At 67.4% G+C, this 19,470-nt stretch carries 21 protein-coding genes; 11 read left to right on the top strand and 10 right to left on the bottom strand.

Annotation, left to right across the window (positions count from 1 at the left end; genetic code table 11):
- Nucleotides 1–8: 8 nt before the first annotated feature.
- Nucleotides 9–1,100 carry a BMP family lipoprotein gene (locus ACYVG2_RS17690; RefSeq protein ID WP_448967654.1) on the bottom strand — a complete coding sequence of 364 codons (1,092 nt, stop codon included), beginning with the start codon at nt 1,098–1,100 and terminating at the stop codon, nt 9–11.
- 166 nt (nt 1,101–1,266) lie between these two features.
- Complete coding sequence (locus tag ACYVG2_RS17685) at nt 1,267–2,049, bottom strand: SDR family NAD(P)-dependent oxidoreductase (RefSeq protein ID WP_460782188.1); 783 nt, start codon at nt 2,047–2,049, stop codon at nt 1,267–1,269.
- Between the two features lie 83 nt (nt 2,050–2,132).
- Here ACYVG2_RS17685 and ACYVG2_RS17680 point away from each other — a divergent pair, with 83 nt between their 5' ends.
- Nucleotides 2,133–2,729 (top strand): TetR/AcrR family transcriptional regulator, encoded by a 597-nt coding sequence (locus ACYVG2_RS17680; protein WP_460782187.1) that lies wholly within the window; start codon nt 2,133–2,135, stop codon nt 2,727–2,729.
- Between the two features lie 66 nt (nt 2,730–2,795).
- Here ACYVG2_RS17680 and ACYVG2_RS17675 read toward each other — a convergent pair whose 3' ends face one another.
- Nucleotides 2,796–3,911: a mannose-1-phosphate guanylyltransferase gene (locus ACYVG2_RS17675; RefSeq protein WP_460782186.1), complete on the bottom strand. Its 1,116-nt coding sequence runs from the start codon at nt 3,909–3,911 to the stop codon at nt 2,796–2,798.
- A 167-nt stretch (nt 3,912–4,078) separates the two neighbouring features.
- Between ACYVG2_RS17675 and sdhC the strand changes: the two genes are divergently transcribed.
- From sdhC to ACYVG2_RS17635, 8 genes are read left to right on the top strand one after another with little or no spacing between them, the layout of a single operon-like run.
- On the top strand, nt 4,079–4,513 hold the full coding sequence (sdhC, locus tag ACYVG2_RS17670; RefSeq protein WP_460782185.1) for a succinate dehydrogenase, cytochrome b556 subunit: 435 nt from the start codon (nt 4,079–4,081) through the stop codon (nt 4,511–4,513).
- Nucleotides 4,513–4,965 carry a succinate dehydrogenase hydrophobic membrane anchor subunit gene (locus ACYVG2_RS17665; protein WP_460782184.1) on the top strand — a complete coding sequence of 151 codons (453 nt, stop codon included), beginning with the start codon at nt 4,513–4,515 and terminating at the stop codon, nt 4,963–4,965. The genes sdhC and ACYVG2_RS17665 overlap by 1 nt, the downstream gene beginning before the upstream one ends.
- Before the next feature lie 17 nt (nt 4,966–4,982).
- The gene (sdhA, locus tag ACYVG2_RS17660; RefSeq protein ID WP_460782182.1) at nt 4,983–6,788 is read left to right on the top strand and encodes a succinate dehydrogenase flavoprotein subunit; all 1,806 of its coding nucleotides are present in this window, start codon (nt 4,983–4,985) and stop codon (nt 6,786–6,788) included.
- Nucleotide 6,789: 1 nt separating this feature from the next.
- The gene (locus tag ACYVG2_RS17655; protein ID WP_448967647.1) at nt 6,790–7,551 is read left to right on the top strand and encodes a succinate dehydrogenase iron-sulfur subunit; all 762 of its coding nucleotides are present in this window, start codon (nt 6,790–6,792) and stop codon (nt 7,549–7,551) included.
- Between the two features lie 48 nt (nt 7,552–7,599).
- Complete coding sequence (locus ACYVG2_RS17650; protein ID WP_460782181.1) at nt 7,600–8,805, top strand: YihY/virulence factor BrkB family protein; 1,206 nt, start codon at nt 7,600–7,602, stop codon at nt 8,803–8,805.
- 10 nt (nt 8,806–8,815) lie between these two features.
- Nucleotides 8,816–9,655: an exodeoxyribonuclease III gene (locus ACYVG2_RS17645; RefSeq protein WP_460782180.1), complete on the top strand. Its 840-nt coding sequence runs from the start codon at nt 8,816–8,818 to the stop codon at nt 9,653–9,655.
- 42 nt (nt 9,656–9,697) lie between these two features.
- Complete coding sequence (trpS, locus tag ACYVG2_RS17640; RefSeq protein ID WP_460782179.1) at nt 9,698–10,705, top strand: tryptophan--tRNA ligase; 1,008 nt, start codon at nt 9,698–9,700, stop codon at nt 10,703–10,705.
- 35 nt (nt 10,706–10,740) lie between these two features.
- Entirely contained in the window at nt 10,741–11,361 is a 621-nt protein-coding gene (locus tag ACYVG2_RS17635) for a hypothetical protein (RefSeq protein WP_460782178.1), read from the top strand.
- 9 nt (nt 11,362–11,370) lie between these two features.
- Here ACYVG2_RS17635 and pth read toward each other — a convergent pair whose 3' ends face one another.
- Together pth and ACYVG2_RS17625 are read right to left on the bottom strand one after the other, a co-directional pair.
- Nucleotides 11,371–11,952 carry an aminoacyl-tRNA hydrolase gene (pth, locus tag ACYVG2_RS17630; protein ID WP_460782177.1) on the bottom strand — a complete coding sequence of 194 codons (582 nt, stop codon included), beginning with the start codon at nt 11,950–11,952 and terminating at the stop codon, nt 11,371–11,373.
- A 102-nt stretch (nt 11,953–12,054) separates the two neighbouring features.
- Nucleotides 12,055–12,678 carry a 50S ribosomal protein L25/general stress protein Ctc gene (locus tag ACYVG2_RS17625; RefSeq protein WP_448967642.1) on the bottom strand — a complete coding sequence of 208 codons (624 nt, stop codon included), beginning with the start codon at nt 12,676–12,678 and terminating at the stop codon, nt 12,055–12,057.
- 223 nt (nt 12,679–12,901) lie between these two features.
- Between ACYVG2_RS17625 and ACYVG2_RS17620 the strand changes: the two genes are divergently transcribed.
- Nucleotides 12,902–13,027, top strand: a complete 126-nt coding sequence (locus ACYVG2_RS17620; protein WP_448967641.1) for a hypothetical protein — start codon at nt 12,902–12,904, stop codon at nt 13,025–13,027.
- Here ACYVG2_RS17620 and ACYVG2_RS17615 read toward each other — a convergent pair.
- Nucleotides 13,012–13,497 carry a gluconokinase gene (locus tag ACYVG2_RS17615; RefSeq protein ID WP_460782270.1) on the bottom strand — a complete coding sequence of 162 codons (486 nt, stop codon included), beginning with the start codon at nt 13,495–13,497 and terminating at the stop codon, nt 13,012–13,014. The two genes, ACYVG2_RS17620 and ACYVG2_RS17615, sit on opposite strands and share 16 nt — an antisense overlap.
- Before the next feature lie 234 nt (nt 13,498–13,731).
- On the opposite strand from ACYVG2_RS17615, the gene gndA reads away from it, so the two are divergent.
- Nucleotides 13,732–15,186 carry an NADP-dependent phosphogluconate dehydrogenase gene (gene gndA, locus ACYVG2_RS17610; protein ID WP_460782176.1) on the top strand — a complete coding sequence of 485 codons (1,455 nt, stop codon included), beginning with the start codon at nt 13,732–13,734 and terminating at the stop codon, nt 15,184–15,186.
- A 54-nt stretch (nt 15,187–15,240) separates the two neighbouring features.
- Here gndA and ACYVG2_RS17605 read toward each other — a convergent pair whose 3' ends face one another.
- From ACYVG2_RS17605 to ACYVG2_RS17590, 4 genes are read right to left on the bottom strand one after another with little or no spacing between them, the layout of a single operon-like run.
- Nucleotides 15,241–16,473, bottom strand: a complete 1,233-nt coding sequence (locus tag ACYVG2_RS17605; RefSeq protein ID WP_460782175.1) for an FAD-binding oxidoreductase — start codon at nt 16,471–16,473, stop codon at nt 15,241–15,243.
- A gap of 55 nt (nt 16,474–16,528) precedes the next feature.
- Entirely contained in the window at nt 16,529–17,767 is a 1,239-nt protein-coding gene (gene manD, locus ACYVG2_RS17600; RefSeq protein ID WP_460782174.1) for a D-mannonate dehydratase ManD, read from the bottom strand.
- Nucleotides 17,768–17,791: 24 nt separating this feature from the next.
- On the bottom strand, nt 17,792–18,943 hold the full coding sequence (gene dgoD / locus ACYVG2_RS17595; RefSeq protein WP_460782173.1) for a galactonate dehydratase: 1,152 nt from the start codon (nt 18,941–18,943) through the stop codon (nt 17,792–17,794).
- Nucleotides 18,940–19,467, bottom strand: coding sequence for a gluconokinase (locus ACYVG2_RS17590; RefSeq protein ID WP_460782172.1), 528 nt, complete (start codon nt 19,465–19,467; stop codon nt 18,940–18,942). The genes dgoD and ACYVG2_RS17590 overlap by 4 nt, the downstream gene beginning before the upstream one ends.
- Nucleotides 19,468–19,470 lie beyond the last annotated feature (3 nt).

The following is a 19,470-nucleotide window of genomic DNA, read 5'->3' as shown; positions in this document are numbered from 1 at the left end:
TTACTCGATCAGCCGAGGTACGAGGTGACGGTGACCTCACCGTCGATGATCTGCTGCTGCAGGTCCTGGACAGCGGTCCACAGCTCGGGGTCGACCTTGTCCTCGAAGTTGTGCAGCTCGGCGATGCCGACGCCCTTGTTCTCGAGCGTTCCGACGTACGCCTCGGCGTCGAACTCCTCGTTCGCGCTGCTCATGGTCGCCTCGTAGACCGAGAGCTTCATGTCCTTGAGGATCGAGGTGAGCACGAAGTCCTCGGTCGTCGGGTCGGTGACGAACAGGTCGGCGTCCGCGCCGATCAGTGCGATGTCACGGCCGGACTCCTTGATGGCCTGCAGACCCGACTGGTAGATCGGTCCGCCGACCGGCAGGAGCACGTCGACGCCCTGGTCGATGATGTTCTGCGCGACCGTCTTGGCCTCGGGACCGGCTTCGAAGCCACCCGTGAACGAACCGGCCTTGCCGTCCCATCCGACGACCTCGACGGCGGTGCCGTTCTGCTCGTTGTAGTAGTTGACGCCCTGGTAGAAGCCGTCCATGAAGATCGTGACGGTCGGGAACTCCATGCCGCCGTAGGTGCCGACCTTGCCGGTCTCCGAGTATCCGGCGGACAGGTAGCCGGCGAGGAACGCGGCCTGAGCCGTGTCGTACAGCAGGGGCTTGACGTTCTCGGCATCCTTCTCGCCGTCGAAATCGTTGTCGGCGGCGTCGTCGACGAGGATGAAGTCGACGCCCTCGTTGGCGGTCGCGGCCTCGACGGTCGCCGCCGACAGCGCGAAGCCGACCGAGACGATGGCGTTGCAGCCCTGCGAGACGAGGCTCTCCAGGTTCGGTGCGAAGTCGGTCTCGCTGTTGGACTCGACGTTCTTGTATTCGACGCCGAGTTCGTCGGCGGCCTGCACGACGCCTTCGAACGAGAGCTGGTTGAACGACTTGTCGTCGAATCCGCCTGCGTCGGAGACGATGCAGGGCAGGAAGTCGATCGTCTCGCCGCCGGCGCCGGCGCCGTCGTCCTCCGGAGCGGCTCCGCAGCCTGCGAGTGCGACGGCGACGCCTGTCGCCACGAGCGCGGCGAGAGCGCGCTTCTTGGTGGAAATGGTCACGTAAGCCTCCACGACTACTGGCCTGCGCCAATCGCAATGCCCGTTGAGACAAGTTACCCAGTGTTACGGCATCCGACATCACGGTTGCGGTTAATGGTTACAAACTCGCAATAGACCCGTGACCCGGGGCCGGGTGCGGGCCCTGTGGGCCACAGACCGGCCGTCACTACGCGGTCTTCGAGACGCCGGCATCGACCACCCAGTTCGCGCCATGCACGCTGACCGCCAGTGGCGAGGCGAGGTAGGCGATCGCGGTCGCGACCTCGCGGGGTTCGATCAGGCGCCCCGTGATCATCCCGGACTGCACCGGGAGGGCGGCCACGAGCTCTTGTCGCGTGAGGTTCATCGCCTCCGCCAGGTCGGCACCGAAGCTCTGCTCTCCCTCCCAGAGCGCCGTTCGCGTCGACGACGGGGTGATGGTGTTGAACCGCACGCCCCGCGGCCCGAACTCCTCCGACAGCCCCTTCGTCACCGCGTTGAGCGCGGCCTTGGCTGCGCTGTAAGGAAGCGGAGCGGTATGCGGCCTCCGAGCACTGTCGGAGGAGACGTTCACGACCGCGCCACCGGATGCCAGCAGCGCGGGAAGAGCTGCGCGCGTCGTACGCACGGCGGCTGCGAGGTTGAGGGCGAGGGCCCCCGTCCACGCGTCGTCATCGAAGTCGAGAAAGCCTGCGCCAGGGGTGGCGGCGCCGCCTCCGACATTGTTGACGAGGATGTCGAGCGACCCGAGGGCCGTGAGCGCCTCCGCCACGACAGCGGCCGGAGCCTGCGACTGCGACAGGTCACCCGTCACCGTGATCGCCCCCGTCGCCGCCAACTCCGCGGTGACTGTTCGTGAGACGGCTGCCACCGTGACGCCCTCCTCCTGGAGGACACGGACGGTCTCGAGCCCGATTCCCTTACTCGCCCCCGTGACGAGCGCCTTCTTTCCTGCAAGGTGAAGCTCCATGATTTCCTCTCGATTTCGATCAGCACGTTAACTGTTACAGCGATGACACAGTTAAGTCAATATCTGCGCCTTAGACTGTTCAGATGTCGAACCGAAGAACTCCCGTCGCACGCCCATTGCGTGCCGATGCCGAGAGATCGATCGGCCTCATCCTTGAAGCGGCGGATGCGGTGTTCACTCGAAATCCCGGCGCGAGCATCGAAGAGGTCGCCAAGGCGGCCGGAGTCGCCCGCGCGACCGTGCATCGGCGCTTCACCTCTCGCGATGCGCTGTACGACGCGCTCGCTCAACAGCTCGACGAGAAGCTTCGCCAGGCCCTGAACGCGGCCGACGTGCGCACGGCACCGCCGCTGGTGGCGCTGTATCAGCTGACGGTCACCACGCTCGACCTGAAGACCGACTGGCGAGCGTCCTGGCGGCACGTCGACCAGAGTGGCCTCGCCCCGGAGGTCGTCGCCGACCTTGATCTCCTCTTCCATCGCGCCCGCGATGCCGGGCTGCTGCGCGAAGCGGTCGACCCGCTCTGGGCGCGCGGCGTGTACACGGCCTTGGTCCACGAGGCGGCACTCGCCCGGTCCGACGGGTCATCGTCATCCGAGTGGGCTCAGCGGATCCTGCACACGCTCTTCACCGGGCTGGGTGACGTCGACCAGCCGCTGGGGATCCCCGCGCCGATCTGACCGGCACCCGGGCGCGACGGATCGGCGCTGTGCCGTCGGCGTGCGATCACACCCGGAGAAGTGGGGTCAGAGAACGTCGCCGCGGCCGGTGAGCTTGAGGGATTCCACGACGCCCTTGACACGCTGCGCGTGCTCGGTGGTCGTGACGAGCAGGGCGTCCGGTGTGTCGACGACCACGATGTCCTTCACGCCCACGAGGCTGATCACCCGCGAGGTCTGGCTGACGAGGATCCCCGTGGCCGCATCCGAGAGCACCCTCGCCTTCGGGCCGAGGACGGCGAGATCGTTCTTGCGGCCGTTGCTGATGAGTTTCGTCAACGACGCGAAGTCTCCGACGTCGTCCCAGTCGAAATGGCCAGGGATCACCGCGAGGCGGCCCCGGTCGGCCGCCGGTTCGGCGACGGCGTAGTCGATCGCGATCTTCTTCAGCGATGGCCACACGCGGTCGACGACCGGGCCCCGACGGTCGCGGTCGTCCCACGCCTCGGCGAGTTCCATGAGACCGGCGTGCAGCTCGGGCTCGTTCGCGGCCAGTTCGTCGAGCAGCACACTCGCCTTCGAGATGAACATGCCGGCGTTCCAGAGGTAGGAGCGGTCGGCGTAGTACTGCTTGGCGGTCTCGAGATCCGGCTTCTCCACGAAGCTCTCCACCGTCGCCGCCTCAGGAGCGCCGTCGACGATGAGCTCGTCGCCCTTGCGGATGTATCCGAATCCGACGGAGGGCTCGGTGGGCTGGATGCCGATCGTGCAGATGTAGCCGGCGCGCGCGACCTGGACCGCCTGCTGCACGGCGAACTCGAACGTGCGCGTGCCGCGGATGACGTGGTCGGCGGCGAAGGAGCCGATGATCACGTCGGGATCCCTGCGGTGCAGGATCGCGGCGGCGAGCCCGATGGCGGCGGCCGAGTCGCGCGGCTCCGATTCGAGGAACACGTTCTTGTCGGCGATGCCCGGCAGCTCCCCCTCGACCGCGGCGCGGTGCGCCCGGCCCGTCACGACCGAGATCCGGTCCGTGCCGGTGAGGGGCTCCAGACGGTCCCAGGTGTCGCGCAGCAGCGAGTTGCCCGACCCGGTGAGGTCGTGCAGGAACTTCGGCGCGTCAGCGCGCGACAGCGGCCAGAGCCTGCTTCCGATCCCTCCGGCGGGGATCACGGCGTAGAAGTCATCGATCGGCTCGCTCATGACCCCAGCGTAGCCGTCCGAAACAATCTCGACGTCGAGAGAGTTAGGCGACCCTTCGTCGCTCCGGACGATCGAACGGGAATAGGATGGAGCACGATCGGGCACGTCTGCGGTCAGCTCAGACCCAGTACGCGCTGCCGACCTCGTATCGATCAGGGAGGACGACCGTGTCCGCAGGCACTCGCTTGGCACCGTCGATTTCGGAGACCACTTCCAAGACGCCACGCGGAACCCTCTACCGGGGTCGCGAAGGCATGTGGTCATGGGTGCTTCATCGCATCACCGGAGTCGCGATCTTCTTCTTCCTGTTGGTGCATGTGCTGGACACCGCACTGATCCGCGTCTCCCCCGAGGCGTACAACGCGGTCATCGGCACATACAAGAACCCGATCATGGCTCTCGGCGAGGTCGTCCTCGTCGCCGCCATCGTGTTCCACGCCATCAACGGGCTGCGCATCATCCTCGTCGACTTCTGGTCCAAGGGCGCGCGCTTCCAGCGTCAGCTGTTCTGGGGAGTGATCGCGGTGTGGATCGTCCTCATGGCCGGCTTCGTGCCGCGTCACCTGATGCTCGCGTTCGCCGGCTTCGGAGGAGGTCACTGATGTCCGACCAGACCGTCGCCGCACCGGCGCGCCGCCGCCGCGGGATCAACCTCGAGAAGTGGGGCTGGCTGTTCATGCGCGGCTCCGGCGTCGTGCTGATCGTGCTGATCTTCGGCCACCTGTTCGTCAACCTCATGGTCGGCGAAGGCATCCACGCCCTCGACTTCGCCTTCATCGCCGGCAAGTTCGCCACGCCGTTCTGGCAGTGGTGGGACGTGCTGATGCTGTGGCTGGCGCTCCTGCACGGCGGCAACGGCATGCGCACGATCATCAACGACTACGTCACGCACGAGAAGGTGCGCAAGACCCTGGTCTGGGCGGTCGGCCTCGCAGCCGGGCTCCTGATCGTGCTGGGCACGCTGGTCGTCTTCACCTTCGACCCCTGCCTCGGCGTGACCGAATCCAGCACGCTGTGGGACACCTGCGTGGCCGCAGGCGTCGTCGGGAACTGAGAAGAGAGCAACGAGAAGTGACTACTGAGACCCAGGATTCCGTCGTCCGCGACGGCGTGCACTACCACCAGTTCGACGTCGTGATCGTGGGTGCCGGCGGCGCCGGCATGCGTGCGGCGATCGAGGCGGGGCCCGGCGCCAAGACAGCGGTGATCTCCAAGCTCTATCCGACCCGCTCGCACACCGGCGCAGCGCAGGGCGGCATGGCGGCGGCCCTCGCGAACGTCGAGGAGGACAGCTGGGAGTGGCACACGTTCGACACGGTCAAGGGCGGCGACTACCTCGTCGACCAGGATGCCGCCGAGATCCTCGCCAAGGAGGCCATCGACGCGGTCATCGACCTCGAGAACATGGGCCTGCCGTTCAACCGCACGCCAGAGGGCAAGATCGACCAGCGCCGTTTCGGCGGTCACACGTCCGAGCACGGCAAGGCCCCCGTTCGCCGTGCGTGCTACGCCGCTGACCGCACCGGTCACATGATCCTGCAGACGCTGTTCCAGAACTGCGTCAAGCTCGGCATCAACTTCTTCAACGAGTTCTACGTGCTCGACCTGATCACGGTCAAGGGCGATGACGGCGGCACTCAGGTCGCGGGCGTCGTCGCGTACGATCTCTCCACCGGCGAACTGCACGTGTTCCAGGCGAAGGCGGTGGTCTTCGCGACCGGTGGCTTCGGCAAGATCTACAAGACCACCTCCAACGCGCACACCCTCACCGGTGACGGCGTCGGCATCGTGTGGCGCAAGAACCTGCCGTTGGAGGACATGGAGTTCTTCCAGTTCCACCCCACAGGCCTCGCCGGTCTCGGCATCCTCCTCACAGAGGGCGCGCGCGGTGAGGGAGCGATCCTCCGCAACGAGTCCGGTGAGCGCTTCATGGAGCGCTACGCCCCCACCATCAAGGACCTCGCGCCGCGCGACATCGTGGCGCGGTCGATGGTGCAGGAGGTCCTCGACGGCCGCGGCGCCGGCCCGCACAAGGACTACGTCTACCTCGACTGCACCCACCTGGGCGCCGAGGTGCTCGAGACGAAGCTTCCGGACATCACCGAGTTCGCCCGCACGTACCTCGGCGTCGACCCGGTGACCGATCCCGTGCCCGTGATGCCGACCGCGCACTACGCGATGGGCGGCATCCCCACCAACAACAACGCCGAGGTGCTCGCCGACAACGACACCGTCGTCCCCGGGCTGTACGCCGCCGGCGAGTGCGCCTGCGTCTCCGTGCACGGCTCGAACCGCCTCGGCACCAACTCGCTCCTCGACATCAACGTGTTCGGCAAGCGCGCGGGCAACAACGCCGTCGCATACGCCAAGACCGCGGAGTTCGTCCCGCTGCCGGAGAATCCTGCCGGCTTCGTCTCCGGCCTTCTCGAGCAGCTGCGCGACAGCAAGGGCACCGAGCGCGTCGCGGTCCTCCGCAAGAAGCTGCAGGAGGAGATGGACCTCAACGCTCAGGTGTTCCGCACCCATGATTCGCTCGAGCACATGCTCGGCGTCATCGCCGAGCTGCGCGAGCGGTACAGGAACGTCTACGTCGACGACAAGGGCCATCGCTTCAACACCGACCTGCTCGAGGCGGTCGAGCTGGGCTTCCTGCTCGACATCGCCGAGGTCGTCGTGTACGCGGCGCAGAACCGCGAGGAGAGCCGTGGCGGTCACATGCGCGACGACTTCCCCAAGCGCGACGACGAGAACTACATGAAGCACACGATGGCCTACCTCACCGGCGACCCGCACTCCTCGACGCCGGCCGACCACATCAAGCTCGATTGGAAACCCGTCGTCATGACCCGTTACCAGCCGATGGAGAGGAAGTACTGAAATGTCGAATGCTGTCGCAGAGGCGCCCGCCGCGGCTGACCCCGCCATCCAGTCCTTCCTGGTCACCTTCACCATCCGTCGGTTCGACCCGGAGAAGGACGCCGAGCCGCGCTGGGTCGACTACGACGTGGAGCTGTTCTCCACCGACCGCGTGCTCGACGCGCTGCACAAGATCAAGTGGGAGGTCGACGGCTCGCTGTCGTTCCGACGCTCGTGCGCGCACGGCATCTGCGGCTCGGACGCCATGCGCATCAACGGCCGCAACCGCCTCGCCTGCAAGACGCTGATCAAGGACCTCGACATCTCGAAGCCGATCTACGTCGAGGCGATCAAGGGCCTGCCGCTCGAGAAGGACCTCATCGTCGACATGGAGCCGTTCTTCGCCTCCTACCGTGAGGTGCAGCCCTTCCTGGTCGCGAACTCCACCCCTGAGAAGGGCAAGGAGCGCGTCCAGACGATCGCCGACCGTGCGATCTTCGACGACACCACCAAGTGCATCCTGTGCGCCGCCTGCACCTCGTCGTGCCCGGTGTTCTGGACCGACGGTCAGTACTTCGGACCGGCCGCGATCGTCAACGCGCACCGCTTCATCTTCGATTCGCGCGACGACAACGCCGACGTGCGTCTGGACATCCTCAACGACAAGGAAGGCGTGTGGCGCTGCCGCACGACCTTCAACTGCTCGGAGGCCTGCCCTCGCGGCATCGAGGTCACCAAGGCCATCGCAGAGGTCAAGCAGGCCGTTCTTCGCGGACGCCGCTGATCGACCTCGCGTCCCGGACACGCCCTCGCCCTTGGATAGGGTGAGGGCGTGTCTGATTCTGAGGCGGATGCGCCTGCGCGGCGCCTTGATGCGGCCGTCGAGCGCGCGACGAGGCTGAGCAGACGCACGCTCGCGCTGTTCCCGGTCAGGGTGTGGCGCCACTTCCTCCAGAACAACGGGTTCCTGCTCGCGGCCGGGGTGAGCTACCAGGCGCTCTTCGCGATCTTCGCGGCCATCTACCTCGCCTTCGCGATCTCCGGGCTGTGGCTCGGAGGGAGCACCGAGGCCGTCGACGCGCTGATCGGCGTCGTCAACAGCTACGTGCCCGATCTGATCAGCGACGACAGCGACCTGCTCACCCCGAGCCAGGCGCATGAGATCGCCGCGAACATGACCGGTGTCCTCAGCATCACCGGTCTGATCGCTCTGATCGCCGTCGTCTGGACCGCCATCGGCTGGGTGACGTTCTCACGGCGCGCGGTGCGCGACATGTTCGGCCTCCCGCCCGACAGGCGCAGCTACGTGCTGCTGAAGGCCCGCGACTTCTTCGCCGCGCTCGTCTTCGGAGTGGCGCTGATAGCGGGATCGGCGCTCAGCTACATCAGCGCCGCCGTACTGACGTGGCTTCTCGAACTGCTGGGGTGGGATGCCGTCTCCGGATCGGTGAACCTGCTGATCCGCCTCGGGACGGTGCTGGTGTCCTTCGCCCTGCTCTCTACCGCGTTGGCAGCGATGGTCCGCTTCCTCACCGGTACTTCGCTGCGGTGGCGCACGATCTGGCCAGGCGCGCTGCTCGGCGGCGGCGCCATGACGGTGCTGCAGTTCGGCGCCGGGTTCCTGCTGAGCTACACGCCGAGCAATCCGCTGCTCGCCACGTTCGCGATCTTCGTCGGCCTTCTGCTGTGGTTCCGCATCAACGGAGTCGTCATGCTGGTGGCCGCGGCGTGGATAGCCGTCTCGGCCAAGGATCGCGACCTTCCGCTGCTTCAGCAGTCGGAGGAGGATCGCATCATCGCGGAGTATCAGGCACTGATCATCGCCGCGCGGATACGCCTGCGCGATGCCCGCGACGCACAGCAGCGCGCCCCCTGGTACCGCGCCTGGAGTGCGAGGCGAGCCGTGCACGCCGCGGAGAGCGAACTGGACGAGCTGCTCGCGGATCCACCGACGCCCGCGACGCCGGAGGCCCCGGCCGCTCATCGCCTGCTCGCCGAGCTGTCGGGCGCGCGACGCGATGTCGGACGCGCTGGCTAGGCTTGATCCCATGCCTCATCTGCGTATCGCCTCGGTCAATGTCAACGGGATCAGGGCCGCGGCCCGCAACGGGATGAGCAGCTGGCTCGACACCGCAGACGTCGACATCCTGACCCTGCAGGAGGTGCGCGGTCAGGACGAGCATCTGGAGGCCGCACTCCCCGGTTGGTCGTTCATCCACGACGAGGCGACCGCGAAGGGTCGCGCAGGCGTGGCCATCGCGAGCCGTACCCCCGCGCTGGCCAGTCGCACCGCGTTCGGCGCCGACGACTTCGACTCGAAGGGCCGCTGGATCGAAGGCGACTTCCTGATCGGCGATCGCACGCTCACCGTGGTGAGCGCGTACGTGCACTCCGGCGAGGCCGACACACCGAAGCAGGAGGAGAAGTGGAAGTTCCTCGACGCCTTCGGCACTCGGCTCACGGATCTGGGCCAGGATGACGCGCTCGCACTCGTCACGGGCGACCTGAACGTCGGCCACCGAGAACTCGACATCAAGAACTGGCGGGGCAACCGCAAGAAGGCCGGCTTCCTCCCGCGCGAGCGCGCCTACTTCGATCGATTCCTCGGTGCCAGGGACGCAGAGGTCACGGGTGTCGACGGAACCGTCGGTCCTGGACTCGGATGGGTCGACGTGGGCCGCCGCTTCCATGGCGAGGTGGAGGGTCCGTACACCTGGTGGTCGATGCGAGGGCAGGCCTTCGACAACGACAGCGGCTGGCGCATCGACTATCACCTGGCGACTCCCGCGCTCGCGGAACGCGTCACGGCGTACAGCGTGTCACGCGCCGCGACCTACGCCGAACGGTGGAGCGATCATGCACCGGTGATCGTGGACTACTCGTACTGAGCGCGGCGGAGCGTTCGCCGGCATCCCCGTAGGATTGACAACGTGACCGACAAGCCTCGCCTTTACTCAGGAATGCAGCCCTCCGCCGACTCCCTCCAGATCGGCAACTACATCGGGGCCCTCCTGCAGTGGCGAGACCTGCAGAATTCCTACGACGCGTACTTCTCGGTGGTCGACCTGCACGCTCTGACGGTCGCTCAGGATCCGAAGGAGCTGCGGGAGAAGACCCGCCGTACGGCCGCGCAGTACATCGCGGCCGGTATCGAGCCCTCTCAGTCGACGCTGTACGTGCAGTCGCACGTGCGCGCGCACGCCGAGCTCGCGTGGATCCTCAGCACGATCACGGGGTTCGGCGAAGCCGGACGCATGACGCAGTTCAAGGACAAGTCGTCGCGCTACGGTGCGGATGCCACCTCCGTCGGCCTGTTCACCTATCCGGTGCTGATGGCCGCCGACATCCTGCTGTACCAGACCGATGTGGTGCCGGTCGGTGACGACCAGAAGCAACACGTCGAGCTCACCCGCGATCTGGCAGAGCGCTTCAACTCCCGCTTCGGCGAGACCTTCACGGTCCCCATGCCGGTGATCCAGAAGGACACCGCGCGTATCTACGACCTGCAGAATCCGACGGCCAAGATGTCGAAGTCCGCCGAGAGCGACGCCGGCGTGCTCTGGATGCTGGACGACCCGGCCAAGTCCGCGAAGAAGGTCATGCGCGCTGTGACCGACAACGAGGGCAGCGTCCGTTTCGACCGCCAGGAGAAGCCCGGTGTGTCGAACCTGCTGACGATCTATGCGGCGCTCTCCGGCCGTCAGGTCGCCGCGATCGAGGACGAGTACGCCGGTCGTGGCTACGGCGACTTCAAGAAGGGCCTCGCCCAGGTCGTCGTCGCGGAGTTCGAACCGGTGCGCGCACGCGCGCTCGAACTCCTCGACGATCCCGCCGAACTCGACCGCATCCTCGCCGCGAACGCCGCCCGTGCCGACGCCGTGGCCGATGCGACGCTCGCCGATGTCTACGACAAAGTCGGACTGCTGCGTCGAGTCTGACCGGCAGTCCCCGCCTGCACTCTAGGATGGTGTGCGTGACCGACCCGCAGTTCCCGCCGCCCTCGCCTGACGGCGTCCCCTCCGGCAGTCCCGTGCCCCCGGTTCCTGTGGCGCCGGGGTATCAGCCGCCTGCCGGTCCGGCGTACCCGAATCAGGGACCTCCTGCCCCGCAGTATCAGGCACCCCCCGGCGCATATCCAGCACCGGTGGGCGGATACGCGGCGCCGGCGGGAGGCTACCAGCCGTCGGAGGCACCGAGCTCACCCAGGTCCTCTGCGCTGGGCATCATCGCGTTCGCGCTGTCGGTCGTCGCGGCCGTCGTGGCCACGATCATCGCTGGTGCGGCCGGCTACCAGATCGGCTTCGAACTGCCGACCGTGGCGCAGCAGATCGACGGGACCACGAGCGACCTCTCGTTCCTCGCACCGGTGCGCGAGCAGGTGCTGATGGGCGAGATCTCGTTCTGGGTGGGCACCCTCGCCGGCATAACGGCGATCGTCCTCGGGATCATGGCGATCGTGAAGCGCGCGGGTCGCGCATGGGGTATCACCGCTCTGATTCTCGGCGTGCTCGGGCCCGTGATCTTCTTCACGGTCCTGGTCGTGACGCTCGGACTCGGTGCCGGTGCAGGCTCCGCCTCCTACCTCGGCTCGTGACGCCCCTGTTCAGCGCGGGGCGTGATGCTTCTGCTGAGCGGCCAGAAGCCCCTCGCTGACGAGCAGCTCGACGGCATCCGCTGAATCGGCGACGAGGATCGCGAGCGTCTCGCGCTCCGCTTTGCCGAACGGCGACAGCACCCAGTCCGCGGGATCCTGGCGGCCGGGTGGCCGGCCGATGCCGACCCGTACCCGCGGGAAGTCGGCCGAACCGATCGCACGCGCGACGTCGCGCACGCCGTTGTGTCCGCCGTGTCCGCCGCCGATCTTCAGCTTGAGCGTGTCGAAGGGGATGTCCAGCTCATCGTGGATCACCACCGTGCGCTCGGGCGGTACGGAGTAGAACCGCGCCAGAGACGCGACCGGAGTGCCGGAGACGTTCATGAACGAGTTCGGTTTCGCGAGCACGAGCTTGTCCCCGCCCGGTCGCACCCAGGTCTCGACGACGCGCGCTCCGCCCTTGTGCTCACGGAAGCTCTCGCCGCGACGGGCGGCGAGCTCATCGACGACCATCTGACCGACGTTGTGCCGGGTCGCCTCGTAGCGGGGTCCTGGGTTTCCCAGTCCCACGATCAGCCAGGTGTCGGCCATGACTCTCATGCCTTTCGAACGTCGTCAGGATACGACAGAGGGGACGCGATGCGCTCGCGTCCCCTCTGCGTAGGAATCACCTGTGCACGAAGTGCGGGTGGATCACTCCGAGGCGGCCTCTTCGGTCTGAGCCTCTGCGGCCTCGCCCTCGGCGGAGACCTCTTCGGTCTCGTCCTCGGCAGCCTCGGCGGTCGGGACGTAGATGGCGACGATGAGCGTCTCGGGGTCGGCGAGCAGAGTCGCACCCTTGGGAAGCTTCACATCGGCGGCCGTGATGTGCTGGCCCTCTTCCAGGCCCTCGATCGAGACCTCGAAGTTCTGCGGGATGTGGGTGGCCTCGACCTCGACGGCGATGGAGGTCGCGTCGAGGTTGGCGACGGTACCGGCGAAGGACTCGCCGACGACGACGATCGGGACGTCGACCTGGATCTTCTCGCCCTTCTTCACGACGAGGAGGTCGATGTGCTCGATGATCTGACGCACCGGATCACGCTGCACGTCCTTCACGAGGGCGAGCGATGCCTTGCCCTCGATGTCGAGCTCGAGCAGCGCGTTCGCACGGCGGATGATGAGCGCGACCTGGTGGCCCGGCAGTGCGACGTGCACCGGCTCGGTGCCGTGGCCGTAGATGACGGCGGGGATCTTGCCGGCTGCGCGCAGGCGACGGGCGAAGCCCTTGCCGAACTGGTCGCGGACCTCGGCGTGGACCTTGGTGTCCTCAGACATGGATTCTCCTTCGGGGCACACGACGAACTGCTCGCCGCGTGGTGGTCTATTGGTCGGCTTCCCGGACGCAGACGTGCGAAAAAGCCACGAGGCTTGGTTCGCCGCGTCGATAACGGATGCCGCGCACGCGAAGCATCCCTCGCCGAGGAACTCCTCTATCGTACCGGATGACCGAGTAGGCTGAAACTCAGCTCATTCCCCCTCGCAGAACATGGAGTCCGGCATGCTCGACGGCGCCTTCCTCTCACACGTCATCCTCTGGCTCATCGGCGCCATGGCGGTGTGCGCGACGGTGTTCACCATCGGCGCCCTGTTCTCGATGGGCCGCACCGGCTACCGCAAGGACTGAGGCGCGAGCCCCGCAGCCGCCATGATCGCCGCCACTGCCGTGGCCACGTCGCCCGACGCGATGACCCTGACGCCGCGTTCGTCGGCGCCCAGAGGCTCCAGCGTGCGCAGTTGCGATCCGAGCAGCGCCGGCGGCATGAAGTGGTCCGGACGCCTGCGCATCCGCTGCTCGAGCACTGCGCGATCCGTCACGAGTTCGGCGAAGTAGGCCTCCGGCTCCTCCCCGCGGATGACGTCGCGGTACTCGCGCTTGAGCGCGGAGCACGCGATGACGATGCGCGGTTGCGCGTGAAGCGCCTGCCCGACGAGGCGCAGCCACGGCATCCGATCCACGTCGTCCAGAGGCGTGCCCGCCGCCATCTTCACGACATTCGCCTCCGGGTGCAGGTCGTCGCCATCGATGAAGCGCGCACCGACGGCCTCTGCCAGCTCGACGCCGACGGTGGACTTGCCTGAACCACTCGGGCCCATCACGACGATGCGCACGCCGTCCTCCTCGGGGGTCTCTGCGACGACGTTCTCCACCTGCGGTCCTTAGCGTTGAGTCAGCGGCGTCAGGATCGCCGATCCTGATCCACCCAGTCTGCCCTGCTTTCCATGACGGCCGTGCGAGGTTTCGCGGCCTCTCGTTCCGCCGACGCGTAATCAGACCGCTGAGCGCGATAATCTGAGAGCATCCCTAACTTCACGACCGAGGAGCAGTCTGTGCCCGAAGCATCAGCGAACATCGGAGTCGTCGGACTCGCCGTCATGGGTTCGAATCTCGCCCGCAACCTCGCCTCGCGTGAGGGGAACACGGTGGCGATCTTCAACCGCAGCTATGAGAAGACGCAGGGCGTGCTCGATGCGCACCCCGAGGCGGGATTCATCCCGGCATCCACCTACGAGGAGTTCGCCGCGTCGCTGCAGAAGCCGCGCACCGCGATCATCATGGTCAAAGCCGGTGCGGGCACGGATGCCGTGATCCAGGCGCTCACCGAGGTGTTCGAGCCGGGCGACATCATCGTCGACGGCGGCAATGCGTACTTCCCCGACACGATCCGCCGCGAGAAGGCCGTCCGTGAGACGGGCATCAACTTCGTCGGCGCCGGGATCTCCGGCGGCGAGGAGGGCGCGCTCCTGGGCCCGTCGATCATGCCGGGCGGCTCGGACGAGTCCTGGGTCACGCTGGGCCCGATCCTGAAATCCATCGCCGCGGTCGCCGAGGGCGAGCCGTGCGTCACCCACATCGGACACGACGGTGCCGGCCACTTCGTGAAGATGGTCCACAACGGCATCGAGTACGCCGACATGCAGCTCATCGCCGAGGCGTACGACCTCATCCGTCGCGGCACCGGCAAGACGCCGGCCGAGATCGCCGAGATCTTCGCCGAATGGAACACGGGCGAACTCGAGTCGTACCTGATCGAGATCACCGCGGAGGTGCTGCGCCAGGTGGACGCCTCGACCGGCACGCCGCTGGTCGATGTGATCCTCGACCAGGCCGGAGCCAAGGGCACCGGTGCGTGGACCGTGCAGACCGCCCTGTCGCTGGGCGTGCCGGTCTCCGGCATCGCCGAGGCCACCTTCGCCCGTTCGCTGTCCTCGCACCCCGAGCAGCGCGCCGTCGCGGGTGCTCTCCCCGGCCCCGACGACGCGTTCACCGTGCCGGCGGAGCAGCACGACGCGTTCATCGAAGACGTGCGCCTGGCCCTCTACGCGTCCAAGATCGTCGCGTACAGCCAGGGCTTCGACGAGATCCGTGCCGGTGCCGCAGAATACGGCTGGAACATCGACCTCGGCGCGGTGTCGAAGATCTGGCGCGGTGGCTGCATCATCCGTGCGCAGTTCCTCAACCGCATCGCCGACGCGTACGCCCACAACCCCGATCTGCCCGTGCTGATGACCGCGCCGTACTTCGCGGAAGCACTCACCCGCGGCCAGGCGTCATGGCGACGCGTCGTCGTCGCGGCCGCGCAGTCCGGCATCCCCGCCCCGGCGTTCTCGTCGTCGCTGTCGTACTACGACGGCATCCGCGCCGACCGCCTCCCCGCCGCGCTCGTCCAGGGACAGCGCGACTTCTTCGGCGCGCACACCTACAAGCGCATCGACAAGGAAGGCACCTTCCACACCCTCTGGTCCGGAGATCGCACCGAGATCGAAGCCGAAGACACCCACTGAGAGACTGCTCCGCGAGAAGGGCCGGCGACCGCGAGGTCACCGGCCCTTCTCGCATCACAGGACGATGTTGTGGTTGCGCCGGAAGCGGTTCTGCGGGTCCCACTTCGCCTTGACCGTGCGCAGCCTGTCGTACGCCTCCGGGGTGAACATCCCCGGCACAGCGGCGGGGCGCTCCGTGTCGGCGAAGTTGCCGTACTCGGCGAGGCGGCCCGATTCGATCCGGCGCCAGTCGGCGAGGATCGCCGCCCGGGTGCCGTCATCGATCATGCCGGGGATGTCGAAGCCTCCCGCCATCACGAACCATGTGGCCGACCGGGCGGGGAACGCCGTCGCGTCCTGAGGCACATCGGAATACGCACCGCCGAGGGAGCGCAGGAAGACCACCGAAGCCGGGTAGGCCGCACGGAACGCGACGAGCCGGTCGATCATCTCGTCGTCCAGCTCGGCGAAGAGGCCGTTGCCTCCGATGAAGCCGGGAGGAGCGGGCGCCTCCTCCCCCGCATCAGGCGCGGGCATCTCGAGCAGGATGTCCCGGTACGCCGGAGTCGTCACCGTCGCATCGATGCCGTCCAGCGCCGCGATCGGTGCGAGCGTCTCCTCGAGCGCGTCGACGTCGTCGCCCGCCCATACCGCGGCCAGCCGCGCGCCGGCCGGTGCACTCGGATCCATCGCGGGGACATCCATGAACGTCACCGTCAGCTCACGCGCCGCCGTGCGCATCACATCGCGAGCGGCGCGCAGTGCCGCCGCCGGGTCGCCCCCGATCGCGTACTCCGCGTACACGATGCCCGGGATACGATGCGCTTCGAAATCGAACCGGGTCACGACACCGAAGTTGCCGCCCCCTCCGCGCAGCGCCCAGAAGAGGTCGGGGTTCTCGGTCGCTGAGGTCTCGACGATCTCCCCTGACGCCGTCACGACCTGCGCGCCGCGCAGCTGATCCACCGCGAGCCCCCAGTCGCGCACCATCCAACCGATCCCGCCGCCGAGGGTGAGGCCGCCGACGCCGACCGTCGCGGTGTCACCGGAGCTGATGGCGAGCCCCTCCCCTGCGAGGGCTGCGGCGACCGCTCCCCATGTCGCGCCGCCGCCGACATGCACTGCAGTGCCGTCGATGCGGATGTCGGCGAGCTCTGCGAGTTCCATGCGCAGACCGGGCGATTCATCGTGCGACCACGGCCCGTGGCCGCCCGAGACCACGGTGATGGGTTCATGGTGCGCGCGGCGCACCAGTGCGGCAACGTCCTCCGGGGTCGCCGGACGTACTGTCTGTGGACTTTCTGTCATGCGCCGATCGTATGCCGGTGCCCGGACATTCGGGCCACCGTCGCGCGCCGCTCACTCACCAATCGTGGACGGTGCCGTCGGCCAGGCGGTTGTAGGGCAGGTAGGCCTGCTCGTACGGGTACCTGCCCGCTTCGTCGACGTCGAGCTCGACCCCCAGCCCCGGTGCGTCGCCGGGGTGCAGCAGGCCGTCGTCCCAGGTGAATGACTGCTGGAAGACCTGGTTCGTCCGTTCGCCGTGCTGCATGTACTCCTGAATGCCGAAGTTGTGGATGCTGAGCCCGAGGTGCATCTGCGCGGCCATCCCCACCGGCGAGATGTCCGTCGGCCCGTGGAAGCCCGACTTGATCTGATACTGCGCCGCATAGTCGATCGTCTTCTTCAGCGCGGTGATGCCGCCCATGTGCGTGACGGCACCGCGCACGTAGTCGATGAGCTGCTCGCGGATCAGGTCCTTGAAATCCCAGACCGTGTTGAAGATCTCGCCGATCGCGAGCGGCGTCGTCGTGTGCTGACGCACCAGGCGCAGCGCCTCCTGGTTCTCGGCCGGCGTGCAGTCCTCGAGCCAGAACAGGTCGTACGGCTCGAGGTCCTTCCCGAGCTTCGCCGCCTGGATCGGCGTCATCCGGTGGTGCCCGTCGTGCAGAAGCGGGATCTCGGGGCCGAACTCGGCTCGTACGGCCTCGAAGACGCCGGGAAGATGGCGCAGGTACGACCGGGTGTCCCAGTCCTCCTCCGTCGGCACCGCACCGCGGCGCGCCGGTTCATGGTCGTAGCGGGCCTCGCCCCCACCGGCGTCGGCGGCCTGCGACGCGATCCCGTAGATCGCCTTCAGCCCCGGAACCCCGGTCTGGATGCGGATCGCCTTGTAGCCCTGATCCAGGTGCGCACGCACACTGTCGAACAGTTCCGGCAGCTCCTTGCCCGACGCGTGCCCGTACGCCATCAGTCCGATACGGCTCGCACCGCCCAGCAGCTGGTACAACGGCATCCCGGCGGCCTTCGCCTTGATGTCCCACAGCGCCATGTCCACGGCGGCGATCGCCGCCATCGTCACCGGCCCCCGCCGCCAGTAGGCCGATCGGTACAGGAACTGCCAGGTGTCCTCGATCCGATGCGCATCACGGCCAGCCAGCAGCGGAACCACATGCTCGGTCAGGTATGCGACGACCGCGAGCTCACGCCCGTTCAGCGTCGCATCCCCCAGTCCGCTCAGCCCGTCATCCGTCGTCAGCTTCAACGTGACGAAGTTGCGGTCCGGACTGGTCACGATGACCTCGGCCTTATCGATCTTCACTGCGCACTCCATTCTCGTGGACCTTCACCATTCCGCCACCGATCCGTCGGCATGACGCCAGATCGGGTTCTGCCACGTCTCCCAGCGGGATGAGGCTTCGCGCACCGCGCGCTCGTCGATCTCGACACCCAGACCCGCCCCGGTCAACCGCTCGAAGCCGCCGTCGACGAACTTCAGCGGGGAGGTGTCCAGCACGTAGTCGAGCACCTCGGCGCCCTTGTTGTAGTGGATGCCGATCGACTGCTCCTGGATCAGGTGGTTCGGCGTCGCGAAGCCGACCTGCAGGCATGCGGCGAGCGCCAGCGGACCGAGCGGGCAATGCGGAGCGATCACCGCGTCGAACGTCTCGGCGAGCGCGGCGATCCGACGCACCTCGGAGATGCCGCCGGCGTGCGAGAGATCCGGCTGCGCGATCGCGATGCCGGCCTGCAGCACCGGAAGGAACTCCTGCCGGCTGTACAGCCGCTCCCCCGTCGCGATCGGGATGGTCGTCGCATCGACCATCCTTCCGATCATGTGGGAGTTCTCGGGGACGACCGGCTCTTCGATGAAGAACGGATGCAGCGGCTCCAGCAGCGGCGCCAGCCGACGGGCGGTCGCGAGCGTGAACCGGCCGTGGAGATCGACGGCGACATCGCGATCGGGCCCCAGGGTGGCGCGCGCGCTGGCGACCCTCGCGACGACGCCGTCGAGCTCGGCCACCGAGCCGTTGCGGCTCATCTTCCCGGATCCGTTCATCTTCACGGCGGTGAGGCCGACATCGAGCTGCGCCGAGATCTGGTCGGCGATCTCCGCCGGGTCGTCACCGCCCACCCATCCGTATGCGCGGATCCGGTCCCTCACCGCGCCGCCGAGGAGATCGTGCACCGGCACGCCCAGTCGCTTGCCCTTGAGGTCCCACAGCGCCTGGTCGACGCCGGAGACCGCACTCGCGAGCACTGCCCCTCCGCGGTAGAACTGGCTCTTGGTGAGCACCTGCCAGTGGTCCTCGATCAGGCCGGGATCGGTGCCGATGAGGTACGCGGCGAACTGATCGACCGCCGCACGCACGACGTCGGCGTAGCCCTCGAGCGACGCCTCTCCCCACCCGACGAGTCCGTCGCTGGTCTCGATGCGCACGAAGAGCCAGCGCGGCGCGATCGGGAACGACTCCACGCGATCGATCACGGCGGTCATTCGTCTCGTCCTGTCTTCGGGGGGAGATCGGCCACGACCGCGTCGACGATCGTGTCCGGCTCGGCTGTCACGCTGACCCGGATGCCGCGTTCGTCGGCGTCGAGCGGCTCGAGGGTGTCGTACTGCGACTGCAGCAGTGAGGCCGGCATGTACTCGTGCGTGCGCGAGCCCACCCGCTCCCGCACCAGTTCGATGGGTGCCCATGGCTCGACGAAATAGACCGCGGGGTCGTGCTCGCGGATGATCTCCCGATACTCGCGCCGCAGTGCGGAGCACGCCACGACAGCCCCGCCGTCGCTGACATGCGCGGTGAGCTGCTCGCCCACCGCATGCAGCCACGGCACGCGATCCTCGTCCGTGAGCGGCGTCCCCGCCGCCATCCGTTCAATGTTCCGCTCGGAATGCAGTCGGTCGCCCTCCACGAAACGGACGCCGAGCCGTTCAGCGAGTCTCCTGCCGATCGTCGATTTGCCGATGCCCTGCACCCCCATGACCACGATGGAGATCGTCGATGTCGCCTGCATGGT

The sequence above is a fragment of the Microbacterium shaanxiense genome (genome assembly GCF_054779995.1).
The sequence above is the reverse complement of the archived record's forward strand: the minus strand, read 5'-3'. Positions and strand labels throughout refer to the sequence as shown.

Excerpts from the sequence above, each read along its gene's own strand:
- ACYVG2_RS17685 (WP_460782188.1), bottom strand. The coding sequence starts at position 2,049 with ATGGAGCTTCACCTTGCAGGAAAGAAGGCGCTCGTCACGGGGGCGAGT.
- ACYVG2_RS17680 (WP_460782187.1), top strand. The coding sequence starts at position 2,133 with ATGTCGAACCGAAGAACTCCCGTCGCACGCCCATTGCGTGCCGATGCC.
- ACYVG2_RS17675 (WP_460782186.1), bottom strand. The coding sequence starts at position 3,911 with ATGAGCGAGCCGATCGATGACTTCTACGCCGTGATCCCCGCCGGAGGG.
- ACYVG2_RS17665 (WP_460782184.1), top strand. The coding sequence starts at position 4,513 with ATGTCCGACCAGACCGTCGCCGCACCGGCGCGCCGCCGCCGCGGGATC.
- ACYVG2_RS17655 (WP_448967647.1), top strand. The coding sequence starts at position 6,790 with ATGTCGAATGCTGTCGCAGAGGCGCCCGCCGCGGCTGACCCCGCCATC.
- ACYVG2_RS17645 (WP_460782180.1), top strand. The coding sequence starts at position 8,816 with ATGCCTCATCTGCGTATCGCCTCGGTCAATGTCAACGGGATCAGGGCC.
- pth (WP_460782177.1), bottom strand. The coding sequence starts at position 11,952 with ATGGCCGACACCTGGCTGATCGTGGGACTGGGAAACCCAGGACCCCGC.
- ACYVG2_RS17625 (WP_448967642.1), bottom strand. The coding sequence starts at position 12,678 with ATGTCTGAGGACACCAAGGTCCACGCCGAGGTCCGCGACCAGTTCGGC.
- ACYVG2_RS17620 (WP_448967641.1), top strand. The coding sequence starts at position 12,902 with ATGCTCGACGGCGCCTTCCTCTCACACGTCATCCTCTGGCTCATCGGC.
- ACYVG2_RS17615 (WP_460782270.1), bottom strand. The coding sequence starts at position 13,497 with ATGGGCCCGAGTGGTTCAGGCAAGTCCACCGTCGGCGTCGAGCTGGCA.
- ACYVG2_RS17605 (WP_460782175.1), bottom strand. The coding sequence starts at position 16,473 with ATGACAGAAAGTCCACAGACAGTACGTCCGGCGACCCCGGAGGACGTT.
- dgoD (WP_460782173.1), bottom strand. The coding sequence starts at position 18,943 with ATGACCGCCGTGATCGATCGCGTGGAGTCGTTCCCGATCGCGCCGCGC.
- ACYVG2_RS17590 (WP_460782172.1), bottom strand. The coding sequence starts at position 19,467 with ATGCAGGCGACATCGACGATCTCCATCGTGGTCATGGGGGTGCAGGGC.